The organism is Streptomyces sp. NPDC017529 (assembly GCF_044329785.1).
In the GTDB taxonomy this organism is placed as follows: Bacteria; Actinomycetota; Actinomycetes; order Streptomycetales; family Streptomycetaceae; genus Streptomyces.
The window spans coordinates 194,644-219,196 of the sequence record NZ_JBIRJY010000011.1; the positions used below are offsets into that span (position 1 = coordinate 194,644).

Sequence of the window (24,553 nt, forward strand, 5' to 3'; positions counted from 1 at the left end):
AAACAAAAGTGTCGGAGGCGCCGACGCCTCGCGAGGCTTGGCTGACGGGCGTCTTCTTCCCGGGAAGCGGGCCGTGCTGGGGTGATCAGGTGGTGAACCCGATCGGGGAGGGCGCGGATGGGACGGCGTGAACTTCCGCTGGATCCGGCCGCGGGCCCGGTGCAGCGGTTCGCCCATGAGCTGCGGGAACTGCGCCGGCAGGCCGGCGGGATCACGTACCGGGCGATGGCGCAGCGTACGGAGTGCTCGGCTCCGACACTGTCCCGGGCCGCCTCGGGGGAACAGCTCCCCTCACTGCCGGTGGCGCTGGCGTATGCCAAGGCCTGCGGTGGTGACGCGGCGGAGTGGGAGGAGCGTTGGCGCCGGGCCGCGCGCGAGGTGGCGGCCGTGCCCCCGGAGCGAGGGGAGGACGAGGGGGAGCCGCCGTACCGTGGGCTGGCCCGGTTCGACGCCGCGGACGGAGACCGGTTCTTCGGCCGGGAGGCTCTCGTCGCCACGTTGGTGGACTGTGCGGTCTCCCACCGGATCACGGTGGTGGTGGGGCCGTCGGGCAGCGGCAAGTCGTCGCTGCTGCGGGCGGGCTTGATTCCCCGGTTGCAGCACACCACCGACCCGGCCTCGCGCCCCGCTGCACTGCGCATCCTGACCCCCGGCCCACGGCCGCTGCACACACACGGCTCGCTGTGTGCCCCGGCCGCTCAGGAGGACGGGACGGGGGACACGTGGCTGATCGTGGACCAGTTCGAAGAACTCTTCACGCTCTGCCACGACCCTCGGCAACAAGCCGGCTTCATCGAACTGCTGCTCACCGCACGAGAAGCGGCCCACCGCCTGCGCGTGGTGCTGGGCGTACGGGCGGACTTCTACGGCCGCGTCCTGGAACTGCCCGACCTGGCAGCGGCCGTACGCGAAGCCACGGTGCCGGTCGCACCGATGAACCCGGCCGAGCTGCGCCAGGCGATCGTCAAACCGGCGGCGGCCGCGGGCCTGTTCGTGGAACGCCCGCTGACCGCCCGCCTCATCCAGGAAGTGGGCCAAGAGCCAGGCGGCCTGCCGCTGCTCTCGCACGCCCTGCTGGAAACCTGGCGCCGGCGTCGCGGCCGTACCCTCACCCTGGACGCCTACGAAGCCGCCGGCGGTATCCACGGCGCCGTCGCCCAGACCGCGGAACACCTCTACACCCGCCTCACACCGGCGCAGGCCCAGGCCGCCCGCCGCATCCTGCTGCGCCTGATCGCCCCGGGGGAGGGGCGCCCGGACACCCGCCGGCCCGCGCCGTACGACGAACTGGGCGCCGACGACCTCACCACGGCCCAGGTACTGGAGGGGCTGGCCCGCGCCCGCCTGGTGACCACGGAGGAGGACACCGTCCACCTGGCGCACGAGGCGCTGATCACCTCGTGGCCCCGGCTGCAGCAATGGATCGACGACGCTCGCGAACGGCTGCTGGCGCACCGCCGCCTGACCGAGGCCGCCGCCGCGTGGGCAGCTCTCGACCGTGATCCGGGAGCGCTGTACCGCGGCACCCGGCTGGCCGCGGCCCGCGAAGCCTTCGCCGCCCCCGCCACCCGAAGCGATCTCGCCCCGCTGGAACGGGACTTCCTCACCGCCAGCACCACCGCACACGAACAGGAGCGGCGCGCCACCGCCCGTACCACCCGCCGCCTGCGCGGCGCGGCCGCCTCGCTGGCGGTCCTGCTGGTCCTCGCCCTGGTCGCGGGGGTGGCCGCCTTCATCCAGTACCGCAACAGCGAAGACCAGCGCCGCACGGCGCTCTCGCGGCAACTGGCCGCCCAGTCCTCCACGCTGCTCGGCGGCCACCCCGACCTGGCGTCCCTCCTCGCCGCGCACGCCTACCGCATCCGCCCCACCGCCGAGGCCACCGCCAGTGTCTTCGCCGCTGCCGCGCTGCCCTTGCGGCGCCGCATCAGCGGCCACGCCCAGGCCGTGCGGACGGTGGCGTTCAGCCCCGACGGGCGCACCCTGGCCTCCAGCAGCGACGACGGCGCCGTGCGGCTGTGGGACGCGGACACCGGCCGGCCACGTACCGTCTTCGCCGCTGCCACGGTCGGCGGCGCGAAAATCGGCGTGTACGCGGTGGCGTTCAGCCCGGACGGGCGGACCGTGGCCTCCGGCAGCGACGACGGCACGGTGCGCCTGAGGGACGCGGCCACCGGCACGGTACGGGCCACCCTGTCCGGCCACGAAGCCGCCGCGACGTCGATGGCGTTCAGCCCCGACGGACACACCCTGGCCACCGGGAGCTGGGACACCACGGTGCGGCTGTGGGACACGCGGCAGCACACCCTTCGTGCCACTCTGACCGACCACAGCGACCGCATGAAGGCAGTGGCGTTCAGCCCGGACGGGCGGACGCTGGCCACCGCCGGCGACGACGGCATGGTGAAACTGCGCGACACGGACACCGGCCGTCCCCGGACCACCCTCACCGACCGCACCGACGTGGTGGCGACGCTGGCGTTCAGCCCGGACGGGCGCACGCTGGCCACCGGCAGTGACGACGGCACCGTACGGCTGCGTTCCCCGGCCGACGGGGCGACGCGCGCGGTACTCAGCGGTCATACCGACGCCGTGACCTCCGTTGCGTTCAGCCCCGACGGGCGCACCCTGGCCTCCAGCAGCGACGACGGCACCGTACGGCTGTGGGAGACCGGGACCGGCAAGTCCGGTGCGGCCCTGATCGGGCAGACCGGCGGGACGGCGGCGATCGCCTTCGGCCACGGCGGGCGTACCCTGGCCACCGGCGGTACCGACGGCGCGCTGTGGCTGTGGGACGTGCGCCGGCGGCAGGCCCGTACGACGCTCACCGGGCACACCGGCGACGTGACGTCGGTGGCCTTCGGCCCCGGCGGACGCACGGTCGCCACCGGCAGCGACGAGGGCACCGCGCGGCTGTGGGACGCGGACACCGGCCGGTCCCGGGCCATACTGGGCGGTCACAGCGGGCCGGTGCCGGCGGTGGCGCTCAGCCGGGACGGGCGCACGCTGGCCACCGCCAGTGAGGACAAGACGATCCAGCTGTGGGATACCGCCACCGGCCGCAGACGGGCGGCTTTCGACGTCGGCAGCACCGTCTTCGCCGTGGCGTTCAGCCCGGACGGCCGCACGTTCGCCACCGGCGACGGGTCCGGCAGGGTCCGCTTGTGGCACACGGCCCGCGGGGGATCTCCCACCACCCTCGGCGAGTCCGCGGAGAACGTGGTGACGGTGGCGTTCAGCCCGGACGGCGGCACCGTGGCCTCCGGCGGCTTCGACAAGACGGTACGCCTGTGGGACGCCGCCACCGGACGGCTCCGGGCGACCCTGACCGGGCACCGGGACACGGTGTGGGCGGTGGCGTTCAGCCCGGACGGCCGCACCCTGGCCACCGGCGGCTTCGACGGAACGGTACGGCTGTGGAACACCGCGACCGGCAGGCCCCGCACCGTCCTCACCGGCCACACCGGCACCGTACGGGCCGTGGTCTTCACCCCCGACGGCCGCACCCTCGCCACCGGCGGAGACGACCGCACCGTCCGGCTGTGGGACATCGGCTCGGCCCGGCCCCGCACGACCCTGCCGGGACGCGGCTGGCCGGTGACATCGATGGCCGTCAGCCCCGACGGCCGCACGCTCGCCGTCGGCCAGGGAGACAACAAGGCGCACCTGTGGCACCTGGACTTGCCGGCACCCGACGAGGCCATCAGCAGAATCTGCCGCTCCGTGGGCCGGGACCTCACCGCGCAGGAACGCTCCGCGTACCTACCGAACCCGCCCCGCCACCACACCGCGTGCCCCCGGTGAGCACGCCTCGACGCCGCCTTGCCAGTGGTGCCGCTGTCAGTGGTGCCGCTTAGCTTGTTCTTTTTCTTCCGGTCTCGAATGGCGACTCGAACTACGTCGCTCACCAGGGCATTCAGCGGACGTGAGGGCGGCCTTCGCTTGATCCTGTGCTCCGTCACAGAGATGCGGGATCAACCGAAGGCCGTTGTCATGAGTGTGGTGTGCCCAGATGTCCGGCGGGAAGCGTTCGCGGAAGCGTCACGCTTCCGAGCAGAGTTCTACGAGTGTCTGACCGCCCGGCGTGACGAAATGTTCGAACTGGCCGACGCGCTGTTGTGCGTCGACGGGCCGGTTACCTCGCCGGTGGACCTGACGATGGTGCCCGAACACCGGCGCGGGCACGGTGCTTTGTACGGAGCTCTCAACCGGGGCCGAATCGACGTCGGGAGGCTGCGGACCTTGCTCGCCGGGCTGTCGTTGCCCCGGTTCGAGGGCGGGCGCCTGGTGCTGGCGGTCGATGTGTCGCCGTGGCTGCGCTCGGACGCGCCGTGCTCGGCAGACCGGCTGTTCTGCCACGTCTACGGCCGGGCGAAGTCCGCCTCCCAGTTCATCCCGGGCTGGCCGTACTCCTTCGTCGCCGTCCTCGAACCGGGAGCCACCTCGTGGACGTCGGTCCTGGACGTGGTCCGGCTCGGTCCCGAAGATGATGCGACCGCCATCACCGCCACCCAACTCCGTGCCGTGGCCGAGCGTCTCATCTCAGCCGGCCAGTGGGCGCCTGGCGACCCGGACATCACGATCGTCATGGACGCGGGTTACGACGTCACCCGCCTGGCCTGGGTCCTGCAAGATCTTCCTGTCGAGCTGGTCGGGCGGATCCGCAGTGACCGGGTGATGCGGCTGCCGAAGCCCTCGCTCAAGGAGTACGCCCTGGCCTATCCCCAGGGCGGGCGACCGCCGAAGCACGGCAAGGAGTTCCGCTTCGCCAAACCCGAGACATGGCCCGAGGCGGCGATCACCACCATCACCGACACCACCAACTACGGCCAGGCCGAAGCCCAAGCCTGGGACCGGGTCCACCCGAGGCTGACCCACCGCTCAGCCTGGCTGGAGCACGACGGTGAACTCCCCCTCGTCGAGGGCACCTTGGTCCGGCTGAAGGTCGAGCACCTCTCCAGGGAACGGGAAGCACCGCCGGTTTGGTTGTGGTCCTCCAAGACCGGCGCCGCCCCGGCAGACGTGGATCTGTGGTGGCAGGTGTTCCTCAGGAGATTCGATCTTGAGCACACCTTCAGGTTCGGAAAGCAGATTCTCGGCTGGACCACCCCGCAGGTCCGTACTCCCGAGGCTGCGGACCGGTGGACCTGGCTCGTGGTCGTCGCCCACACCCAGTTACGTCTCGCCCGGCCGCTGGCCGCCGACCTCCGCCGCCCCTGGGAGAAGCCGGTCAAGCCCGAACGCCTCACCCCGGCCAGGGTCCGCCGAGGGTTCAGGAACATCCGAGCCCACCTACTCTGTCCGGCCCGTGTTCCCCAACCTCGCGGCGCCGGTCCCGGACGACCACCCGGGACCAAGAACCGCCATCCCGCACCCCGCTACGACGTCGGCAAAACCGTCAGACGCCCCGAGACCCTCAAGGCCATCGGCAAGCCTGGCAGGTCCTGGTAGATAAAGAACAAGCTTAGAAGCTGTGCGGAAACCTGCTGCCTCCAGCGGCAAAGGCCTGACAACCTACGAATGCACGGAAGTGCCGATTCCGGTCTGCTGGTCAGAGGCCGCATCGAGGACCGCAGCGGGTCAGATGTCCAGGGAGCGAAGATGACGGCGAAGAGCATCGCGGGCCGCTGAGGTCGTTTCCCTGTGTGCCTGCCTGGCTGCTTGGTAGTCCGGCGTTGGGACGGTGGCACCGGAGGCGAGAACTTCGCGTATGTTGCGGAGCGAGGTGTACGACGCGTCGATCGCAGTCGTCACCTCTTCGGTCGCCGTGAGAGTCAGCCGTTCCCGTGCCTCGTCACAGCCCGACGCCTGGTACACCTGCCGGATCCTGGCCGCCCTCGCCTGTGGACTCGGATGCTCCTCGTCGGCGGCCAGGCGCATCGCCTCGTGCGCCTGGCGGAAGGAGACGAGACAGTCGGCGTACAGGTTTCGACAGTCCTGCAGCCTGTTGTCCCGGGTGGCGCGCCGCCAACGCACGTGCTCGCCGAGCAAGGTGGCACCCACCCCGAGTACGGCCCCGAGCCCTGTCCCGACCAGACTCGACCACTCCACACCAACGAATGGTGCCATACGAGCCCAAGCACAGAACGCCGCCAGCCACCTTCGAACCGTAGGGTCTCGCACAGCTTCTTAGGGTTTCGCGCATGGCAACGGGGATCGAGTACGTACGGGGCGACGCGACCACTCCGCAGGGCAAGGGCCCCAAGGTGATCGCGCATGTCTGCCAGGACCTGGGGGGCTGGGGCTTCGGCCTCGGCGCTGTGCAGGTGGTGCAGGTCGAGCGGCTGCTCGGGGTGGCCGACATGGTGGGCCAACGGGGGATACGTACTGGCAGCAAGGGCGCCCCTGTGCGGTACTGAGCCGCACCCGGTCACTGGCCACCGGCGTGTCATGCTCGCGACCACGTCAACTAAGATCACGCTCCGCCCGTCGACCGACGCGGCGAAGCGGCGCGCCAAACGGGGGTGCGCCGGTCATCGGTATGACCGACAAGGAGACGCGGAGTGCGCCAAGGCCTGATGCGCAAGGGGATCGCCACGGCGGTCGCGACGGTCGCGCTGTTCGGCGGTGCGGTGATCACCGCACCGACCGCGAGCGCGGCCACCCACCCGAAGTGCAACCTCGACGAACCGGACGCGAACTACTACAAGATCAGGGGCAACGGGGTGAACTTCCGCAAGGGCCCCAGCACGAAGTACGGGTCGTACGGGCTCCTGAGCAAGGGCACCAAGTTCACGTACTACTGCACCAAGACGTACCCCGAGGTGTGGTGGTACGGCAAGGTGACCTCCGGCCCGCACAAGGGCCAGAAGGGTTGGGTCCGGGCCGACTTCGTGACGTACTGACCGTACAGCGCCGGCGGGTGCGGCAGCCCTGATGCCGTCCGTCCCGCCGACGCTGCGGTTCGTCAGCCCAGCGGCACGCCGTACGACTTCCCGGCGTGCCGCAGTCGCATCCGCAGCGGGCTTCGCCATGCCCTGGCCCCTGCGCCTCTCCCCGGGGAGACCCCCACTGACCTGCCCGGACAGCGAAGCGCTTGGCCGCGCCACACCAGCCCGTCGAGAGTTCTGCCATCCCAGCGGAAGCAAGCTCAACGACCTCGCCTCCAGCTTCGCCAAGTACGGCACGGTGCACTCGACCCCGAAGATCGGCGACGTGATCCTCTACAACCAGCACACCGCGGACGTCAGGGACGACCATGTGGATCCGGCTCGAAGATCAGGGCGGCCCCGGCGACGTGAGCTCCCGTACCTGGTCCACCTACAAGGCCGGCAGCTGGGCCAACAGCATCCAGAAGATCAGCGGTTACGTCCCCCCCCCGGTGGCCGGCTGGCCTCGCGCCGGTGGCCCCTGGTCCCGACCACCCGGGACCAGCGGCGCCCGTACGTAACGGAGAGTGACCGCGGACGACCGGTGGTGCTCCGCGAGGCCGACGGGAACAGGGTGCACGGTGTTACGGACAGAGAGCCGAGCGAATCCACCGTATAAGGGATCTGTTGCGGGGTATTCGGATCGGGCGGGTCCGACGAGGAGGTACGGGCCGTGCGGATTCCTGGACACGACTGCCGGTCACGGCCGTGCGAAAGGTGGGACGTGACGTGAATGTGGGCCTGGAGACGAGACTCGTCCCGGACGCCGAAGAGGTACGGCGGTCGGTGGCGGACCGGTTCCGTGCCTGGGTGGACGCCGAAGCGGGCGATATGCCGCTGCCGGGGGCGGGGCGTACGCGTGAGCGCTTCGCCGCCCTGTACGCGCTGGGACGCACCGATCTGTCGCTGGCCCGGCTGGCGGAGGGCCATGCCGATGCCACCGCCATCCTGCGGGAGCTGGGGCAGGCGCCGCCCGGTCCGGGCGAGCGCTGGGGAGTGTGGGCCGCGCAGCCACCGGGGACGGGCCTGGAGGCGCGCCGGGACGGCGAGGCGTGGCTGCTGGAGGGGTACAAGGCGTACTGCTCCGGGGCGCACTCCTGCACCCATGGCCTGGTCACGGCGGACACCCCGCAGGGGCGCAGGCTGTTCGCCGTACGCACGGACCACCCCGGTTACGCACCGCTTGAGGGAACCTGGCAGGCCATCGGCATGGCAGGCAGCGACACCCCCGATGTGCGCTTCACGGCGGTGCCGGGCCGGCCGGTCGGCGGCGTGGGGGCCTACCTGGACCGGCCGGGATTCCAGCACGGCGGCATCGGGGTCGCCGCCTGCTGGCTCGGCGGGGCACGGGCGGTCGCCGACACCCTCCAGACCGGCGCCCGCACGGAGGATCCGCTGACCGCCGCCCACCTGGGGGCGGTGGATGTGGCGCTGTACGCGGCGGAGACCGTGCTGTGGGAGGCGGCGCGGGCCATCGACGCCGATCCGCTGGACCGCTCGGACACCGCCCGGCTGCGCAGCCTGCGGGTACGGGCGATCGCGGAGCGGGCCTGCGGCGACGTACTGGACCGGGTCGGGCGGGCCACCGGCGCCGGGCCGCTGTGCCACGACCCGCGCCATGCCCGCAACGCCGTCGACCTGACGGTGTACATCCGTCAGCACCACGCCGACCGCAACCTTGCCGAGCTCGGGGGGCTGGTGGGGCAGGAAGCGGGGCCGGGGAAGTGATCGGTTCCTTCGACCGGGAGGCGGCCGCCGGGGCGATCGAGGCCCCGGGCACCGCCGAAGAGCGGTGGGCGGCCTGGTCCGGGCTCGCGCGGTTGCCCGTCGTACGGCCGCCGTCCGGGCCCGTCGTGGTGGTCGCCGCCCACCCCGACGACGAAGTCCTGGGGTTCGGCGGCACGATGGCGCAGCTCAGGGACGGTGTCCAGCTCGTGACCGTCACCGATGGAGAAGGCTCGCATCCGCACCTGGCGGCGGAGCGGATCGCCGCGCTGCGTGCGGCCGAGCTGGAGCGTGCGCTCGGCGAGCTGCGGCTGCGCGGGCACCGTACGTATCGGCTGGGAATCCCCGATACGGGCGTCGACGCCCACGAGGAGCAGCTGACGCGGGAACTCGTCGCGGTACTGCGCGAGACCGGTGCCTCGCTGTGCGTCGCGCCGTGGACGGGCGATCTGCACGCCGATCACGAAGCGGCGGGGCGGGCGGCGGCCGCCGCCGCCCGGCAGACCGGAACGCCCTGCTGGCACTACCCGGTATGGATGTGGCACTGGGCGTCGCCCGGCGATCCACGCGTGCCGTGGTCCGCCGCCCGCCGGCTGCCGCTGCCCCGATCGGCGCGGTCGCGCAAGCAGGCGGCGATCCGCCGGTTCGCCAGCCAGATCGCCCCGCTCGGCCCCGGCCAGGACACGGTGATCCTGCCGCCCGCCGAACTCGCCCACCATACGCGCGCCTTCGAGGTGGTCTTCACATGAGAACGAACCTGGCCACGCCCCCGTCCTACTTCGACACCATGTACGCCCGGTCGGCCGACCCCTGGGACCTGGCGGGCCGGTGGTACGAGCAGCGCAAGTACGCCCTGACCGTCGCCGCGCTGCCCCGCCGCCGCTACCGCCGGGCGTTCGAGCCGGGCTGTTCCGTCGGCGTCCTGACCCGGCTTCTCGCCGAACGGTGTGCCGAGGTGCTGGCCACCGACCGGGTGCCGGCGGCCGTCGAAGCGGCCGCCCGCCGCAACCGCGACCGGCCGCACGTCGAGGTGCGGCCCATGGCGGTACCGGGCGAGTGGCCTGAAGGAACGTTTGACCTGATCGTGCTTTCGGAGCTTCTGTACTACTTCGACGACGCCACGCTCCGGGAGGTCCTGAAGCGGACCGTGGACAGCCTGGAACCCGGCGCCACCCTCGTGACCGTGCACTGGGACCACCCGGTCGACGACCACCTGCGCACCGGCACACAACTCGCCCCGCTGCTCACCGGCGTGGACGAACTCGTTCCCGTCGGGCAGCTGAACGACGCCGACTTCGTGCTGCAGACCTTCACCCGGCGACTGCCGGACGGCAGCGCCGCTCCCGCCCCCGCGGCAGCCGAGGGGCTGGTGTGAACCACCCGGCCCGTACACCGAAAGCCCTGGTGGTCGCCGTCCCCGCCCACAACGAGGCGGCGGCCCTGCCGGCCGCGCTCCGCGCCCTGCACACGGCCGCCCGGCACTCCGAGCTGTCCGCGCGGCGGGTGCGGGTGGTGACGGTGGTCGCGGCCGACGCCTGCTCCGACAACACCGCCGCGCTCGCCCGCCGCCACGGCGCGCACGTCGTGGAGCTGTCGCGGCACAACGTCGGCGCGGCCAGGGGCGCCGCCATCACCCACGGCCTCGGCCTGCTCGGACCCGCCGCCGACCGGGCCTGGATCGCCACCACCGACGCCGACACGCTCGTCCCCACCACGTGGCTGGCCCACCAGATCGAGCAGGCCGCCGCCGGGTGGGACTGCGTGCTCGGCACCATACGGGTCGCCCCGCACCCCAAGCTGAGCGCCGCGGTCGCCCAGCGCCACCACACGCTGTACTTCGCCGGGCAGCCAGGGCAGGACCGCGCCTGGGTCCACCCGCACGTGCACGGCGCCAACCTGGGCGTCGCCGCCGACGCGTACCGCCGGGTGCGGGGCTTTCCCGCGCTCGCGCACAGCGAAGACCACGCCCTGGCGACCGCGCTCGAACGGGCCGGCGCCCGCATCCTCAGGACGGACCGCTGCCCGGTCCTCACTTCCGGGCGTACGGACCCCCGCGCCACCCACGGCTTCGGTACCTACCTACAGGAGTTGGCCTTGGCGCCGGGGAGCTGACCGGCACCCGGTCGGCGGCGCCGGCGCCGCCGCGACGACCGGGCTGCCGGAGGCCGCCGCCACTCCGGTCAATCCGGCCGTAAGATCATCGGCATGTCCCTACGTCTGCAACTGCGTCAGGCCCTTCCCGAAGCCATGCGTGCCCGCGACAAGGCCGCGGTGAGTGCACTGCGCGCCACACTCGCCGCGCTGGACAACGCCGAGGCGGTGCCCCCGCAGGAAGCCGGGCTACGCGGCGGGGCCATCGAACACTCGCCGGTCGGCGCCGGTGCCACCGAGGCGGTACGGCGCGAACTGAGCGAGCGCGAAGTGGTGCACATCGTGCGTGCCGAGGCCACCGAACGGCTGGACGCCGCGGCGCAGTTGACCGCGCCTGCACACGCCGACCGGGCCGCACGGCTCCGCGCGGAGGCAGCCGTGCTGCTCCGGTTCCTCGACGGGCCCGGCGCCGCGTAGCACTCCGGCACACCGGCAGCCGCACCGCGTCCCGGGACGCGGTGCGGCTGCCGGTCAACTCTCAGGCCCCAGCCGCACCAGGGCCAGGAAGCCACCCAGCAGGGCGAACGCGGCAAGAAAGGCCTCCCGCTCCGTGCCACTGGTCCCGCTGACGGTCACCTGAGCGCCCAAGGCGAACCAGGCCCCCGACCCCGCAGCCGTCAAGATGTGCGTCTCCCGTTCCCTGAGCAGCCGCATCCCCACCGCCAGTATCAACGGCACCACTACGACCGGAACGATCGACGCCAGCACCTCTTCGACCATCCCTGAACCTGCTCCGCCATCCGGATATGCCTGACGCGCCCCCGCCGCCCATCGCTGCGCGGACCGTGAGACCCAGTACGTCACGTGGGCCGCGACGGCCGCGACGGCGACCCCCTTCATCCAGACGCGTAGCTCACGGTTCAACATGCCTTCACCCTGTACGGCAAGCGCTCAGGGCGCCTGAGTACCCGCACTCAGACCCATTGAGCGAACCAACGCTTCAGGGAACGACGCGGCACAGGATTGTCAGTGGTGCTCGATATGGTCAACGCACCTGATCAGTCGAAGAGCGTGGACCATGAGAACCCCGGCCGAGCTGGACCTCGTCCAATGGCCCGCCCTGACCCCGGTCGGTATGGGCACGACGACGGCGTGCAGCGGATATTTCCAGCAGCTTACCGAGATGACTCGCGGGCCCTTCAGCAGGCGTTGAAGGGCCCGGCCCGCATTCAGCGGGACTAGCGAGACTGAGAACCACCGTGAAGCACGATCTGCTTCCCGGCGACCGCCCGGGGGACCGGACGGTTGTGTTCTCAGAGGTTGTAGCGGTCCACGCGCAGGGTCCAGTTCTGCAGGCCCAGGCGGCCGTTGTTCGTGGAGGCGTTGCGGCCGTTCCTCACCTTGACTTTGATGGGGACGGTGTCGGCGTTCATGCGGGGCTCTACGCGGTAGTGGCGGATGGTGGTGTGGCTGGCCCATTCGCCGGAGGCGGACGCCGAGGCGAAGCGGTAGTTGCCGTCGACGTCGCGCGGGTAGCCGCTTTCACCGTCGAACTCGATGTCCAGACACAGGACGTTGTTGTTGTTGCTGGCCGAGGACAGTGCCTCGGCGCTGAACGTGGCGATGAAGATCGCCCCGTAGGAGGGGGAGGTCGATCCGCCCACGGACGGGTTGACTTCGGTGTCCGGCAGGTAGATCCAGCCGCTGTCGGAGCTGGTCTCCCACCGCTGCGAACGGGAAGCGACGTACGTACGGGAGATGCCCGCGGGCGTGTAGAACCGGTTCGGGTCGGGCGGCGTCGTCACAGTGAACTCCTTAGCCTGGAGTCAGTGGTCAACTTCGACCGGTGGCTGCCCCCAGGGGAACCGCACGAGACCCACTCATTCGAATGACAGCATCCACCGTTGCGGTGACCTGGTCATCACGCTGCCCCTTCGTCGCCGTCAAGGGTGAAGCATGCCGTCGAGGAATTGACAGACGCCACTCTCGCCCCACTCGTCGCAATACACATGCCCGGCAAAACAGATCAGTGGATCGGGTACCTGCCCGAGCCGTGCGCCGACGTCCAGGACACGCTGTACCGCTACGCGCGTACCGAGACGGAAGAGATCACCGAGCCCGCGCTTCTTGCCCTGGTGCGCTCCCATGACCCTCGCGCCCTGGAACCGATACCGCACAGCCCCGGCGCCCAGCTACTCAAAGCAGCGGCCGAGACCTTCCCGGAGGCCGCCGACCAGCTGATACCCGTGATTCGCCCGGCCCACGGCCACCTGACCTGCCTCCAGCCGCTCGGCAGCGCCGCCGCTCCCTTGCTGCTGCTCGTCGAGCCCCTGCTGACGGCCAGATACGCAGGGACGCGGATGGCTGCCGCCGAAGCTCATCACTGGATCACCGGGCCCCCGGACCAACTACCGGCCTATCAGCCGCTGGCCTTTCCGCCGACGATAGGTGGTTGCCGTCAGCTGGTGCCTTGGGTTTCTTCCACCTGGTCCGGGGCGTCGGCCGTGCCGGAGCGGGGCACGCCGTACGAGCGGCGTCCGACGCGCCACCACAGGGCGGCCAGGGTGAGTACCACCAGCGCCGCGACGGGCGTGTAGTTGAAGGTGGCGGCAGTGACCGGGCTGGTCTGCGGCAGCAGGAACAGCACCGTCACGACCGCTGCCCACAGCACCGCCACCCAGCCGATCGGTCGGCTCCAGTGGCCCAGGTGCCAGGGCCCGCACGTCCCCTTGTCGCGGTGGAGCAGGCGCAGCAGTACGGGGATGGCGTAGGCGGGGGTGAAGCCGACGACCGAGATGGCGGTCACCGCCGAGAACGCGGTGGCGGAATACAGGGACGGCAGGGCGAGCGCGAACGCGACGGTGACCGCGAGCCAGACGGCCTGGGACGGAACGGCGGTGCGTGGGCTGATTTTCCGCCAGCGGGCCGATCCGGGCAGCGCACCGTCCCGGGAGAACGCGTAGATCATGCGACTGGCACTGGCAGTCACGGCGTAGCCGCACAGGAACTGCGCCACGATGATCACCAGCAGCAGGACCTTCGCCGTGGCCACGCCCAGCGCGTCCAGGAAGATCTGGGCCACGGGCACACCGGTCGGAGAGGCCAGGGTCGCGGAGTAGTCCTGTATGGCGAACAGCAGCGCCGCCAGCAGGATGCCACCGGCGACCCAGGACACCGCCACCGAGCGGACGATCCCGCGCGCCGCGGCGACGGAAGCCTGGCTGGTCTCCTCGCTCAGGTGGGCCGAGGTGTCGTAGCCGGCCAGGGCGAAGCACGGCAGCAGCATGCCCAGCAGGATCACGTACGCCGGGCTGCTCCAACCGGTGTTGTTGGTGAACGCGGAGAACACGAAGCCGGCCGGTTGGTGGTGGGAGGGGAGAAGCGCCAGGGCGCCGATGATGACGACGGCTCCGGCCAGGTGCCACCACGCGCTCAGCGACGTCAGGAGGTTCATCAAGCGGGTGCCGAAGAGGTTGAGGATCGCGTGCAGCGCGAGGACGACCGCGTAGAGGGCCAGGAGGGAGCCCGGGGACGGCACGAAACCGAACTGCAGGTTCATCCATGCGGCGGTGAAGGTCGCGATGCCGTAGTCCTGGGCCGCGATCCCGCCGAGCAGACCCATGAGGTTGAGCCAGCCGGTGTACCAGCTCCACCGCTCACCGCCAAGCTGGCGGGCCATGTAGTACAGGCCGCCGCTGGTGGGGTAGCGGGAGGTGATCTCGGCCAGGGCCGCCGCCAGGCACAGCACCAGTGGCCCGACAGCGAGCCACCCCCACATGACGACGGCCGGGCCGCCGGCGTTCAGACCGTAGCCGAAGAGCAGCAGGGCCCCGGACATGATGGAAATGACCGAAAGGGAGGCGGAGAAATTGCCGAACGCCCCCATCCTGCGCCGCAGTTGCTGGGTGTAGCCGAGCTCCTGGAGAATGCGCTCGTCGTCTAGCGATCCGGGCGGCTGCCGTCGTGCCTTTGCTGAAGTACGCATCGAGGCTCCCATGCGAGGCGAGGGGCGGCGGGGCTGCCGCCTGCCAAGCGTTCCTGGTTCCCCGTAACTTCGGTACGCCAACAGCAGCCACTTCCGCCGCGGTTACCGGACGCCGGGCGCCGGGCTCGCTTCCCCGTCTTCCTCCACCACCGCAACGCCGGAGGGTCGGCGCAGCGTCGCGGTGGCGATGTCCAGAAAGTTCAGTACGGGGTCCGCGCAACTGCTGTCCGGTACCGCCAGGCAGGTTTCGACGGGCAGAGCGTCGGTGATGGGCAGGTAGACGAGGTCAGGGCGGGAATACGAGCCCGCGATGCTGAGCGGGACGAGTGCGATGCCTTGCCCGGAGGCGATGAGCTCGAACTTCTCTTCCAGCGAGGACGTCCGCCGTTTCTTGACGTCGAGGATTGCCTCACCGTCGAGATCGGCCGACGTGAGTGTGTGGCGGCCGGCCAACGGATGCGTCACGGGCAGGCACGCGACCTTGGTCTCGCGACCGATGGGGACGGTGCGCAACCCCGAATCGTCGAAGGGGCGCCGAAGGTATCCGACGTGCGCGCGGCCGTCGCGAAGCGGCGCGTCCTGCTCCCACCAGCGCAGCGGAAAGACATCGATCTCGACCTCCGGGTGGCTCGCCGAGAACGCCCGGATCGCGTCCGACACGTGCAGGCCGGGCGAGAAGGCGATGACGAGCCTCTGCTCGCCCCGCGCGGCCTCGTGCACGCGCCGCAGCGCCGCGGCCACCACCGAGGTGATATTGCGCGCCTCGTCGTACAGCTGTTGTCCCGCGGGGGTCAGTTCAACGCTGCGTGTGGTCCGGGTGAACAACTGGCAGCCCAGCTCTTGTTCGAACGCGCGGATCTGCCGGCTGAGGACCGGCTGCGCGATGAACAGTGCCTGAGCCGCCTGGCCGAAGTGCCGGTGCTCGGCCACCGCGACGAAATAGCGCAGCTTTCGCAGATCTAAAACCGGATCCATGCCGCAACGGTATCAATGCGGTCGGAAGAGTATTGGACGCTCGGCCGAAGCACCCGGAAACTTGAAACATGATCGTCAACACGAGGTGGGGGCATCGTGCGCGTCCCGCCAGGCCTTCGGTGCCGACCGTGAGCGCGTCGATGCCGTGACCGGCTCGAACCACAATGCCGAGTCCCCTGACGGGGCCCTGGTCGGCGCCGACTCGGTGTGCTGTCCGGCACTCGGCTGAGCACGGCCGTTTCTGCGGGCGCCCGTACCACCCGCTGCCGCCGTTGCTCCCGGCCGCACTTTCGCGACGGCCCTGACAGTAAGGCCCTGACCTCGTTCCCAACTCCGCCCCCGATCCGTACCCGATCCGTTCCTGACCCGTTCCCGGCCCACGATAGGAATCACATGACCGACACCCGCAAGACCGCCCTCGTCGTCGGGGCCTCCCGGACCTTGGGCCTCGGACTTATCGCCGAGTACCTCCGCCGCGGCTGGGACGTCATCGGCACGGTCCGCGGCAGCGGGCGCACCGGCCTTCACGACCTGGCCGAGGCGTCCGAAGGGCGGCTGACCATCGAATCGCTGGAGATGACCGATCCAGAGCAAATACTTTCACTGCGCGACCGACTGGAAGGACGCACCCTCGACCTGCTCTTCGTCAACGCCGCCATCACGCGCGGCAACCTCCCGATCGGCGAGGTCTCGACGGACATGTTCACCGAAGTAATGATCACCAATGCGCTCAGCCCGATGCGTGTCGTGGAGTACCTCCGCCCGCTGGTCGCGCCGACCGGGACCATCGGCATCATGTCCTCCGACCAGGGAAGCATCTCCCTGAACACCGAGGGCGGGCAGGACCTGTACCGAGCCAGCAAGTCCGCGCTCAACCAGTTGATGCGCAGCTACGCCGTCCGCTACGCCGAGGACACGCGGGCGCTGCTGCTCGTCGACCCGGGCTGGGTGCGGACCGAACTCGGCGGGCCCGAAGCCGAACTCAGCGTGGAAGAAAGCATTCCCGGAGTGGCGGAATCGATCGAGCGTCACCACGGGAAGCCCGGTCTCCACTTCGTTGACTACCAGGGGCAGGTCGTGCCCTGGTAAACGCCGCGGCCGGACCCGGCCGGGCCACGCAACTTCATGGCATTCCCTGAAATCCGCAGCCGCCGCTGAACTCCAGCGGCGGCTCGGCGCTTTCCTGCGCTCGCACCCGTGGTCTCCTCCCACCTGCGCATCCAGTGCCACGGCGCCCTGACCGGCACGGGGCTGGAATAATCTGGGATTGTTCACCGCAAAACAGGGAGAAGTCGCAATGGATGAAGCGGCCTGGGCCGAGTTGGTCCGTATTATGCCCCCGCACGCCGGCGCAGGAACTCAAGACGTCGGCTGGGCGGGCATTGAATGTACTTGAAACCATCACCACCTACGGTACGAGGTGAATTGATTTCCAGGTACGCATTTATGCCTCCCTCGCCATAGGTCGCAATGAACCTCTGGTAAACGGCCGGAAGCCGGGTGCGCCGACATCTTGTGCTGGCTGACCACCGGCAGCGATCCCGACCAGTGGCCGGTAGCTGTCTGGGGGCGACACACCGACACCCGGTGGTCGGTCTACGACTGCAATATGACGGAATTCCTGAAGAAGACGTTCAAGGCCGAGTTCGACGAATGTCCACTCAGTGGTGACGATCTGTGGGGCAAGGGGCGCAACACCTTCCTGCATCGGCGCGAGGAGCGGCGGATCCTTGAGCAAGGGATCAACCCTTGGACGGGGCAGGCGAAGCACGACGGGCAAATGGACGTTGATGGCTGAAGTGTTATGAAGCCCGGGGCGGCGCCCACCTGGTCCGAGACGTAGCGCTTCCCCAACCGGACCGGACCCGCGAGCGAGGCCAGTGCGCGTGCGACCGTCAATGCGCTGATCAGTAGCGACTCGTTCGTGGCAGGCCCCGCCGGGCGAGGGGGCGCGGCGGTCCAAAGCACCGGTCTGGCAGGGGCCATGGCGCCGTCACCAGGCATCGGAGCGGCGCCCCGCCAGGCGTGTGCCCTTGCCTGGTAGGGCTGTCGGGACGCAATGTGTGCAGAATCGGACCCCAATGTTTCGTGGGGCGCGTACGGTGACTGAACCACTGTCAGGCAACGACCTAAGGACAACAGGTGACTCCTACCGTCGAAACGTCCGCTCTCCAGCAGGCCATCTCCGACCTCGAACGACAGCTGCCGGAACTGACCGCACGTGAGGAGACCTTGCGCAATGAACTCCGTGAGGTCGAGCAGCACCTGGCATCGGCGCAGCAGGCACTCCAGCACCTGCGCGTTCTGACTGGCGCCGCCTCGCCCGAGCCGGCCACGGCTCCGGAGCCCGAGCCCGAGGTACAGCAGGAGCCGGTCGACGAAGCCCGGGAGGGGGCATCGCAGCCGCCCGCAGGACCCGAGGCTCTTGCGCCGGCCGCCGAAGCCGCCACCACGGTGCCCCAGCCCCGTACAGCCAGCAAGTCGGCCGGAACAACCCGTCAGGCCGCTGCGGCCGGCAAGAAGCCGGCGACGGGCAAGGACAAGGCAGCCTCGAAGAAGCCAAGGTCGTCCCAGGCGGCAGCCAAAAAGAAGACGGCCGCCGGTTCGCGCGCAACTGCTTCGGCGGCTGACGAGCGTACGAAGGCGGCTTCGCCTCTCCTGAGCGCGGCCCTTACGATCCTGCAGAAGCACGGAGCCCCGATGCGCCCGGCCGAGATCAACACCGAGTTGGGGCGGGAGGACACCGCCGGCCAGCGTGAATCGCTGCGCAACACTCTGGAACGCGCAGTCAAGGCAGGGCTGCTGAAGCGCCCGGGGCGCGGCCAGTACGCAGCCTGAACAGGCACGCGGTCTCCTGACTCGGGTCCCGGCCTGTCGGCCTGGGTGCGCCGCGGTACCAACACCCACGCCCCTCGTGGCTTGCTCCGTCCGCGTACCGCGGGGGGCCGTGAGGGGCGGGCGGTGATCCGAACCTTGGCTGTGGGTCGTCAGCGCTGTGTCGTACGGCGTGGCCCTGAAGCGCGAATGGCGGCAAGAGGCGTTGAAGGACGACGACCGAGCATGGCGGTCGCGGTCGCGGCGGTGAGCCCAAGGAGCCCGGCAGCAATCCAGAAGGCGTATTGGGCCGCCACCAGTGAGCCGCTTGCGGGTTCGGTGCCCAGAGTGTTGAAGAAGGCGGCACCGAATACGGCCGTGCCCAAGGTCGCGCCGAGTTGCTGGACGGCGTTGAGGAGCCCGGCGGCTGATCCCGTCTCGTGGGGCCCGACGCTGGAGAGCGCGGTGGTGAAGAACGGAACGGTGAACAGCCCGTTTCCCGTACCGGCCACGGCGAGTGCGCCGAGCAGGGGCCAGGGGTAGGTGTGGGGCTGCGTGGTTCCGTACGAGATCACGGCGCCGATGAGGCCGACGCACAGAGCGGCGAGGCCGGCGAACATCACCTTCGAGCCGTGGCGGGGGACCAGGCGGGTGCCTGCCAACCAAGAGGAGACTGCCATCGCGGCGGACCAGGGCAGCAGCGTGAGCCCGGCAACCAGCGCACCGCGTCCGAGCCCCAACTGAACCTGCAGCACGATGACCAGCGTCAGCCCGTTGACCGCTGTGAAGAACAGCGCTGAGGTGGCGAGCGACGCGGGGAAACCGCGGTCGTGAAACAGGCTTACCTCGACCAGGGGAGTACGCCTGGCCCGAGAACGGCGTTGCTGGTGAAGGACGAAGATCCCCAGCAGGCCGCAACCGGCTCCGAGCGCGCCCCAGCTCCCTACCGGCCAGCCGATCGTGCTGCTTTGGATGAGCGGGTAAACGATCAATGCGGTGGCGAGGACGGCCAACCCTGTACCCACCCCGTCCAGACGAAGCGGGCGGGAAGCCGCGTTCCGCCCAGGCAGCAGCGGCACCGTGGCCAGCACCAAGACTGCCAGGGGCAGGTTGACGAGGAAGACGGCCCGCCATGAGGAGCCGAACAGGTCCGCATGAGTGAGGACGGCGCCGAGCACCGGCCCAAGAACCGCGGCCAGCCCCATCACCGGGCCAATGCTGCCCATCGCCTTGGCCAGCTCCGCTCCGTCGAACATGCTGCGGATCAGGCCGATCGTCTGCGGAATGATCAGGGCTGCCGCGACCCCCTGGACCGCCCGCATGGCGATGAGCAGTCCTGCGGACGGGGCCAGAGCGCAGGCCAGGGAGGCGAGGGCGAAGCCGGTGACTCCGATGGTGAACAGGCGGCGCCGCCCGACCAGGTCCCCCAGCCGGCCGCCGGTGATCAAGAGCACCGCGAACGGCAGCGTGTAGGCGGCGTTGAACCACTGGATCTCGGAAGCGGGGCCTCCGAGGTCGGCATGGATGACGGGTACCGCGACCGTCACAATCGTCGAATCGAGCAGGTTCATCGCCTCGGCGATCAGCAGCGTGACGAGCGCCGGCCACCGCCACCTATGGGCCACCCCTTCGACGGCCTGGGTCTCTCGCAGCACAGTCTCTTCCCCTCTTGTCCGGCCTTCGGCCCGTTCCCCTGTCCCGGGTGAGAGTCAGAGTCGGTGCTACCCCGTGTGATGTTCCAGCCAGGCGTTGAAGACCCATGTTTTCTTCCAAGCAAGGGCGTCTGAGCGAGAAAATGTTCCTATGCTTCCTATGTCTCCTGTGCTGGATGATGTGGAGCGGGGCCTCGTACAAGCCCTGCAAATCGACGGCCGGGCCCCGTTCAGTAAGATCGCCCAGGTTCTGGGTGTGTCAACGCAGACCGTCATGCGTCGTTTCCAACGACTGCGTGCCGAGGCCGGGCTACGTGTGGTCGGCCTCGCCGAGCCAGCCCGGGGCGGGCGGACGCAGTGGCTGGTGCGCCTCGGCGCCACCCCGGGAAGCTCCGAAGCGCTCGCCCGGTCACTGGCCCGACGCCCCGACACCTCCTGGGTCAAGCTCACCTCCGCAGGCACCGAGATTTTCACCTTCGTCCACGCCTCCCAGGGCGCACACCCGCCCGTCCTGCAAAAGCTCCCTCACACCCGTGGCATCACAGCCGTGTCCGCCCACTGCCTGCTGCACACCTACCTGGGCGGACCCTCAGGCTGGCGCGGTCGGGAACAGACACTCACCGCCACCCAGCAACGGCAGCTGCGACCGGCGCTGCCGCCCGATACGGCCCGCCCCGCGCCGCTCACGGACGCAGACCACGCCCTCATCGATGCCCTGGGGCACGACGGCCGTGCCTCGTACGCCGATCTCGCGCGGGCAACCGGCTACACACAGGCGACCGTGGCACGTCGCCTGAATGACCTCCGTACCCGTCAAGTGCTCTTCTTCGACGTGGAAGTCGACGCGGCCGCCTACGGCATCACCACCCAGGCGCTCCTGTGGATGGCTGTCGCACCCGCTCACCTCGAACACGTCGCGACCACGCTCGCCACTCACCGTGAACTCGCCGCGGTGGTCGCCACCACCGGCCCCACCAACTTGCTCGCGCAAGCGTTGTGCTCCAGCCCAGCCGATCTCCACCGCTACCTCACTCGCCGCCTCGGCGCCCTCACACAGATCCATACCCTGGAAACCGCGCCCGTCCTGCGCACCTTCAAAGCAGCCGGCCACCTCACACCCCACCCCACTGGGTGAAAGCGCGCTCAACTCACCTGCCGTTCCGGCATCCTCTGGGCCATGAGCACGCCTTCTTTCATTCCCGGACTGGAGCTGTCCCGCCGCTTCTACGTCGAAGCCGTGCGGCCCCTGCTGGAGAAGAGCATTCCCGGGGTCACTCATTCAGCCGCCCGCCTTGGCGGTGGCTCGGAGGTTCTGGGATTCGATACCGCCCGCTCAGCCGACCACGAGTGGGGACCCCGGTTGCAGCTCTTCCTGAGCTCGGAGGACGTCGCCCGCCACGGAGCAGCGATCACACAATTGCTCTCTGAACGGCTGCCGAAAACCTTCTGCGGCTACCCAACGCACTTCGCCTCCACCACTGAGGCGGGGGTCGGGACCATGCAGGCGACAGACGGACCGGTGCACCACCGCGTCGAGATCACAGACCCAGGCTCCTGGTTCAGCGCGCAACTGGGCTTCGACCCTCGCCAGGACATCACGCTGACGAACTGGTTGAGCACCCCCACTCAGCGACTCGCCGAGGTCACGGCCGGCGCCGTCTTCCACGACGGACTCGGCCGGCTCGCACCGGCACGCGCGAGCCTCGACTGGTACCCCCACGATCTCTGGCTGTACCTGCTCGCCTGCCAGTGGCAGCGCATCTCCCAGGAAGAAGCCTTCGTCGGCCGTTGCGGCGAAGCAGGCGACGAACTCGGCTCCGCCATCGTCGCCGCTCGTCTGGTGCGTGATCTCATGCGGCTCTGCCTTCTCATGGACCGCCGGTACCCGCCTTACAGCAAATGGCTCGGCAGCGCCTTCGCCCGCGTCCCCCAGGCATCCGCCCTCATGCCTGGCCTCACCGCGGCCCTCGCCGCCACCGACTGGCACACCCGCGAACACCATCTGGCCCGTGCCTACGAGACCATCGGGGCCGCCCACAATCACCTCGGCCTCACAGACCCGGTGGACCCCGCGACGCGCCCCTACCACAGCAGGCCCTTCCAGGTCCTGCACGCCGAACGGTTCACCGCGGCGCTGACCGCCCGCATCACCGACCCGGCCATCCGTACACTGCCGACGACCGGCGCCATCGACCAGTTCGTCGACAGCACCGACGTCCTCAACCACCTCGAACTGACACGAACGGCCACGCGGGCAGTGACCCACGCCCCTGAGAAGCTGTCGCGGAGTCCTGCATGACAAGGGCGGAAGGCCCACGTAGGACAGCCGGTGAGAGGTGTCGCAGTCAGCTCGGACGCTGCCGGTCAACCGGTTCGGTGTGGTGGCTTGTAGAGATCGTCAAGGCGGAGTGGCGCGGGCTGGGGCAGGGGTGCGGCGTCCGTCGGCCGGCAGGACTGGAGGAAGTAGGCGAGCAGGCGGCGGGATGCGGCCGTGGAGGCCGCCGGGGACTCTCGCACGACGCCGTTGTTGGCCAGGAGCAGGAGGGTGACGTCGCTGGGGTCGAAGTCCTTGCGCAGCTGCCCGGTGTCCTTCGCACGCTGTACCAGCTGGGCGAGGCCTGCCTCGGCGCGGGCACGTTCACGATGGACGTCGGGCGCGTCGGGAAACTGGGAGAGGAAAGCGGCACTGAACCCGCGGTCCTGGGCCTGCATCCTGCACACCTTGGTGAGAACGGTGCAAAGACCGTGCCAGGGATCGTCGTCCTGAAGGGCTTCGTCGAGGGCTGCCACGCACTGGGCGAGTTGTTCGGAGAACGCCGCGGCGATCAGCGAGCCGCGGGTCGGGAAGTGCCGGTAGAGAGTGGCGGCACCCACGCCGGCTCTGCGGGCGATTGCGCTGGAGGGTACGTCGGTGCCGTTGAGGGCGTACGCCTCGCGGGCGGCCTGGAGGAGCCGGGCGCGGTTGTGCCGGGCATCGGCTCTCTGGCCCGGGACAGGGGCGTCGGAGGCGGAGGAGGGCGGGTTCCGAGACGGTTGACCAGGCATGTCTCTCACTTAACCACAAATGGAAGGGGTCGTTCGTTTAGCGGGTTAGCGTGACCTGGTGCCGCGGTGCCCCGCGGTCGGCTCTGTGCCGCAGAGGTGAGCGGCTGCAAACTCTCCTGCTGAACGACTTGCCATGTGTACGGAGGTTGTCCGTGTTTGCTGTGCAGTACCACCGCTACGGCGGTTCCGAGGTCCTCTGCGTGGAGGAGGCCGAAGAGCCGCACGCCGGGCCCGGTCAGATCCGCATCGCGGTGCGCGCCACCGGCGTCACCCCTGCTGACTGGTACCTGCGTTCAGGGATGCTGCGGGACATCGCCACCCTGGACTTCCCCCACATCCCCGGCATGGATGCCGCCGGGATAGTCGACGAGGTGGGAGCGGGGGTGACCGGCACCGCCGTCGGGGACGAGGTCTTCGGCCTCGTCCCCTTCGCGGATCAGGGAGGCGCCGCGGCCCAGTACGCCGTACTGGAGGCATGGGCGCCCAAGCCTCAGTCATGGTCTTTCGAGGAAGCGGGTGGCGCCGCGGGCAACATCGACACAGCCACGCGTGTACTGGACGCCCTGGAAGCCGCCGAGGGCATGACCTTGCTGATCGATGGTGCCGCCGGAGGCGTCGGCACCATCGCCGCGCAACTCGCCCAGGCCCGCGGCCTCGCCGTGATCGGCACCGCGAGCGAAGGCAACCACGGCTTCCTCGACCAGCTCGGCGTCGTACCGGTCATCTACGGAGCGGGGCTGGCCGATCGCCTTGCCCCACTGGCTCCGCACGGTGTCGACGTGGTTCTGGACGCGGCCGGGAAGGGCTCTCTTGCCGAACTGGTGGCCATCGCCGGCGACCCGCACCGCGTGGTGACCATTGCAGACTTCGACGCCGGCCGGCACGGAGTGCGGTTCTCCCGCTCCGAAGCAGGAGAGTCGCCGGGCTGGGCAGGACTGCCACTGGCGGCCGATCTCGCCGACCACGGCCGCCTCACCGTCCCGCTGCACGCCGTGTTCCCACTGAAGGAGGCCGCCACCGCTCACGACGTCAGCGCCACCGGACACGCGCGCGGCAAGATCGTCATTACCGTGCCCTGACATGGCGGATGATCAGGCCCGCAATCCCCCTGATGCCGTTGATGAAGTCAACGATGGTGTTCTGCTCGTCGGCCTGCCGGTCGCGCCATGGTGCCGGACGCGGTGGACTCGGGCCAGGGCCGAGGGCGGCCTTCGCCGCCGATCACCGGCTGCCGCAGGATTTGGACCGCTGGACGGCAGACGATTTCCATGCCTACCTCGACCACCGCCTGGAGACGACCGACGCACTCAGCGCCGCCGGCCACATCCACCTGATCAAGTCCCTGCACCAGTTCCGCTCCGCTCTGGCCGACGGCGGCCTGGCCCAGGGCCCGTGGC

At 69.9% G+C, this 24,553-nt stretch carries 21 protein-coding genes and 1 pseudogene; 15 read left to right on the forward strand and 7 right to left on the reverse strand.

Annotated elements, in window-relative coordinates; all coding sequences use genetic code 11:
* Positions 1 to 117 precede the first annotated feature (117 nt).
* Positions 118 to 3,804: a helix-turn-helix domain-containing protein gene (locus tag ACH4K4_RS26315; protein WP_398170546.1), complete on the forward strand. Its 3,687-nt coding sequence runs from the start codon at positions 118 to 120 to the stop codon at positions 3,802 to 3,804.
* A 189-nt stretch (positions 3,805 to 3,993) separates the two neighbouring features.
* Entirely contained in the window at positions 3,994 to 5,451 is a 1,458-nt protein-coding gene (locus tag ACH4K4_RS26320; protein ID WP_398170547.1) for an NF041680 family putative transposase, read from the forward strand.
* Positions 5,452 to 5,580: 129 nt separating this feature from the next.
* On the opposite strand, the gene ACH4K4_RS26325 is transcribed toward ACH4K4_RS26320, so the two are convergent.
* Complete coding sequence (locus tag ACH4K4_RS26325) at positions 5,581 to 6,051, reverse strand: hypothetical protein (protein WP_398170548.1); 471 nt, start codon at positions 6,049 to 6,051, stop codon at positions 5,581 to 5,583.
* 92 nt (positions 6,052 to 6,143) lie between these two features.
* Between ACH4K4_RS26325 and ACH4K4_RS26330 the strand changes: the two are divergent.
* The 7 genes and pseudogenes from ACH4K4_RS26330 to ACH4K4_RS26360 form a co-directional block, all read left to right on the forward strand.
* Positions 6,144 to 6,356, forward strand: a pseudogene (locus ACH4K4_RS26330) (Appr-1-p processing protein); the annotation flags it as partial.
* Positions 6,357 to 6,503: 147 nt separating this feature from the next.
* Positions 6,504 to 6,845, forward strand: a complete 342-nt coding sequence (locus ACH4K4_RS26335; RefSeq protein ID WP_398170549.1) for an SH3 domain-containing protein — start codon at positions 6,504 to 6,506, stop codon at positions 6,843 to 6,845.
* Positions 6,846 to 7,598: 753 nt separating this feature from the next.
* Positions 7,599 to 8,597, forward strand: a complete 999-nt coding sequence (locus tag ACH4K4_RS26340) for an acyl-CoA dehydrogenase (protein ID WP_398170550.1) — start codon at positions 7,599 to 7,601, stop codon at positions 8,595 to 8,597.
* Entirely contained in the window at positions 8,594 to 9,343 is a 750-nt protein-coding gene (locus tag ACH4K4_RS26345; RefSeq protein ID WP_398170551.1) for a PIG-L deacetylase family protein, read from the forward strand. The genes ACH4K4_RS26340 and ACH4K4_RS26345 overlap by 4 nt, the downstream gene beginning before the upstream one ends.
* Positions 9,340 to 9,969 (forward strand): class I SAM-dependent methyltransferase, encoded by a 630-nt coding sequence (locus ACH4K4_RS26350; RefSeq protein ID WP_398170553.1) that lies wholly within the window; start codon positions 9,340 to 9,342, stop codon positions 9,967 to 9,969. The genes ACH4K4_RS26345 and ACH4K4_RS26350 overlap by 4 nt, the downstream gene beginning before the upstream one ends.
* Positions 9,966 to 10,706 (forward strand): glycosyltransferase, encoded by a 741-nt coding sequence (locus tag ACH4K4_RS26355; protein ID WP_398170554.1) that lies wholly within the window; start codon positions 9,966 to 9,968, stop codon positions 10,704 to 10,706. Before ACH4K4_RS26350 ends, ACH4K4_RS26355 begins: the two co-directional genes overlap by 4 nt.
* A gap of 135 nt (positions 10,707 to 10,841) precedes the next feature.
* Complete coding sequence (locus ACH4K4_RS26360) at positions 10,842 to 11,162, forward strand: hypothetical protein (RefSeq protein WP_398170650.1); 321 nt, start codon at positions 10,842 to 10,844, stop codon at positions 11,160 to 11,162.
* Positions 11,163 to 11,216: 54 nt separating this feature from the next.
* On the opposite strand, the gene ACH4K4_RS26365 is transcribed toward ACH4K4_RS26360, so the two are convergent.
* From ACH4K4_RS26365 to ACH4K4_RS26380, 4 genes are all read right to left on the reverse strand, one after another.
* Complete coding sequence (locus ACH4K4_RS26365) at positions 11,217 to 11,612, reverse strand: hypothetical protein (RefSeq protein WP_398170556.1); 396 nt, start codon at positions 11,610 to 11,612, stop codon at positions 11,217 to 11,219.
* A 386-nt stretch (positions 11,613 to 11,998) separates the two neighbouring features.
* Positions 11,999 to 12,490, reverse strand: coding sequence for a hypothetical protein (locus ACH4K4_RS26370; protein WP_398170557.1), 492 nt, complete (start codon positions 12,488 to 12,490; stop codon positions 11,999 to 12,001).
* Positions 12,491 to 13,143: 653 nt separating this feature from the next.
* Entirely contained in the window at positions 13,144 to 14,670 is a 1,527-nt protein-coding gene (locus ACH4K4_RS26375; protein WP_398170559.1) for an amino acid permease, read from the reverse strand.
* Between the two features lie 102 nt (positions 14,671 to 14,772).
* The gene (locus ACH4K4_RS26380; protein ID WP_398170560.1) at positions 14,773 to 15,645 is read right to left on the reverse strand and encodes a LysR family transcriptional regulator; all 873 of its coding nucleotides are present in this window, start codon (positions 15,643 to 15,645) and stop codon (positions 14,773 to 14,775) included.
* A 393-nt stretch (positions 15,646 to 16,038) separates the two neighbouring features.
* Between ACH4K4_RS26380 and ACH4K4_RS26385 the strand changes: the two genes are divergently transcribed.
* The 3 genes from ACH4K4_RS26385 to ACH4K4_RS26395 all read left to right on the forward strand — a co-directional run bounded on the left by ACH4K4_RS26385 (position 16,039) and on the right by ACH4K4_RS26395 (position 18,483).
* Positions 16,039 to 16,734, forward strand: coding sequence for an SDR family NAD(P)-dependent oxidoreductase (locus tag ACH4K4_RS26385; protein ID WP_398170561.1), 696 nt, complete (start codon positions 16,039 to 16,041; stop codon positions 16,732 to 16,734).
* Positions 16,735 to 17,254: 520 nt separating this feature from the next.
* Positions 17,255 to 17,443 carry a hypothetical protein gene (locus tag ACH4K4_RS26390; RefSeq protein WP_398170563.1) on the forward strand — a complete coding sequence of 63 codons (189 nt, stop codon included), beginning with the start codon at positions 17,255 to 17,257 and terminating at the stop codon, positions 17,441 to 17,443.
* A gap of 344 nt (positions 17,444 to 17,787) precedes the next feature.
* Positions 17,788 to 18,483 carry a hypothetical protein gene (locus ACH4K4_RS26395; protein ID WP_398170564.1) on the forward strand — a complete coding sequence of 232 codons (696 nt, stop codon included), beginning with the start codon at positions 17,788 to 17,790 and terminating at the stop codon, positions 18,481 to 18,483.
* A 149-nt stretch (positions 18,484 to 18,632) separates the two neighbouring features.
* On the opposite strand, the gene ACH4K4_RS26400 is transcribed toward ACH4K4_RS26395, so the two are convergent.
* Positions 18,633 to 20,114 carry an MFS transporter gene (locus tag ACH4K4_RS26400; protein ID WP_398170565.1) on the reverse strand — a complete coding sequence of 494 codons (1,482 nt, stop codon included), beginning with the start codon at positions 20,112 to 20,114 and terminating at the stop codon, positions 18,633 to 18,635.
* A 157-nt stretch (positions 20,115 to 20,271) separates the two neighbouring features.
* On the opposite strand from ACH4K4_RS26400, the gene ACH4K4_RS26405 reads away from it, so the two are divergent.
* Together ACH4K4_RS26405 and ACH4K4_RS26410 are read left to right on the forward strand one after the other, a co-directional pair.
* Positions 20,272 to 21,246, forward strand: coding sequence for an Lrp/AsnC family transcriptional regulator (locus ACH4K4_RS26405; protein ID WP_398170566.1), 975 nt, complete (start codon positions 20,272 to 20,274; stop codon positions 21,244 to 21,246).
* 42 nt (positions 21,247 to 21,288) lie between these two features.
* Complete coding sequence (locus tag ACH4K4_RS26410; protein ID WP_398170567.1) at positions 21,289 to 22,410, forward strand: DUF4037 domain-containing protein; 1,122 nt, start codon at positions 21,289 to 21,291, stop codon at positions 22,408 to 22,410.
* Positions 22,411 to 22,475: 65 nt separating this feature from the next.
* On the opposite strand, the gene ACH4K4_RS26415 is transcribed toward ACH4K4_RS26410, so the two are convergent.
* Complete coding sequence (locus ACH4K4_RS26415; RefSeq protein ID WP_398170568.1) at positions 22,476 to 23,156, reverse strand: TetR/AcrR family transcriptional regulator; 681 nt, start codon at positions 23,154 to 23,156, stop codon at positions 22,476 to 22,478.
* A gap of 152 nt (positions 23,157 to 23,308) precedes the next feature.
* Between ACH4K4_RS26415 and ACH4K4_RS26420 the strand changes: the two genes are divergently transcribed.
* Positions 23,309 to 24,235: an NADP-dependent oxidoreductase gene (locus ACH4K4_RS26420; RefSeq protein WP_398170569.1), complete on the forward strand. Its 927-nt coding sequence runs from the start codon at positions 23,309 to 23,311 to the stop codon at positions 24,233 to 24,235.
* The last annotated feature ends 318 nt before the right edge of the window (positions 24,236 to 24,553 follow it).

What these genes read in the sequence shown, in the direction of transcription:
- ACH4K4_RS26380 (WP_398170560.1), bottom strand. Translation starts at nt 15,645, where the DNA reads ATGGATCCGGTTTTAGATCTGCGAAAGCTGCGCTATTTCGTCGCGGTG.
- ACH4K4_RS26320 (WP_398170547.1), top strand. Translation starts at nt 3,994, where the DNA reads ATGAGTGTGGTGTGCCCAGATGTCCGGCGGGAAGCGTTCGCGGAAGCG.
- ACH4K4_RS26360 (WP_398170650.1), top strand. Translation starts at nt 10,842, where the DNA reads ATGCGTGCCCGCGACAAGGCCGCGGTGAGTGCACTGCGCGCCACACTC.
- ACH4K4_RS26410 (WP_398170567.1), top strand. Translation starts at nt 21,289, where the DNA reads ATGAGCACGCCTTCTTTCATTCCCGGACTGGAGCTGTCCCGCCGCTTC.
- ACH4K4_RS26415 (WP_398170568.1), bottom strand. Translation starts at nt 23,156, where the DNA reads ATGCCTGGTCAACCGTCTCGGAACCCGCCCTCCTCCGCCTCCGACGCC.
- ACH4K4_RS26315 (WP_398170546.1), top strand. Translation starts at nt 118, where the DNA reads ATGGGACGGCGTGAACTTCCGCTGGATCCGGCCGCGGGCCCGGTGCAG.
- ACH4K4_RS26350 (WP_398170553.1), top strand. Translation starts at nt 9,340, where the DNA reads ATGAGAACGAACCTGGCCACGCCCCCGTCCTACTTCGACACCATGTAC.
- ACH4K4_RS26385 (WP_398170561.1), top strand. Translation starts at nt 16,039, where the DNA reads ATGACCGACACCCGCAAGACCGCCCTCGTCGTCGGGGCCTCCCGGACC.
- ACH4K4_RS26390 (WP_398170563.1), top strand. Translation starts at nt 17,255, where the DNA reads ATGACGGAATTCCTGAAGAAGACGTTCAAGGCCGAGTTCGACGAATGT.
- ACH4K4_RS26405 (WP_398170566.1), top strand. Translation starts at nt 20,272, where the DNA reads ATGTCTCCTGTGCTGGATGATGTGGAGCGGGGCCTCGTACAAGCCCTG.
- ACH4K4_RS26365 (WP_398170556.1), bottom strand. Translation starts at nt 11,612, where the DNA reads ATGTTGAACCGTGAGCTACGCGTCTGGATGAAGGGGGTCGCCGTCGCG.
- ACH4K4_RS26375 (WP_398170559.1), bottom strand. Translation starts at nt 14,670, where the DNA reads ATGCGTACTTCAGCAAAGGCACGACGGCAGCCGCCCGGATCGCTAGAC.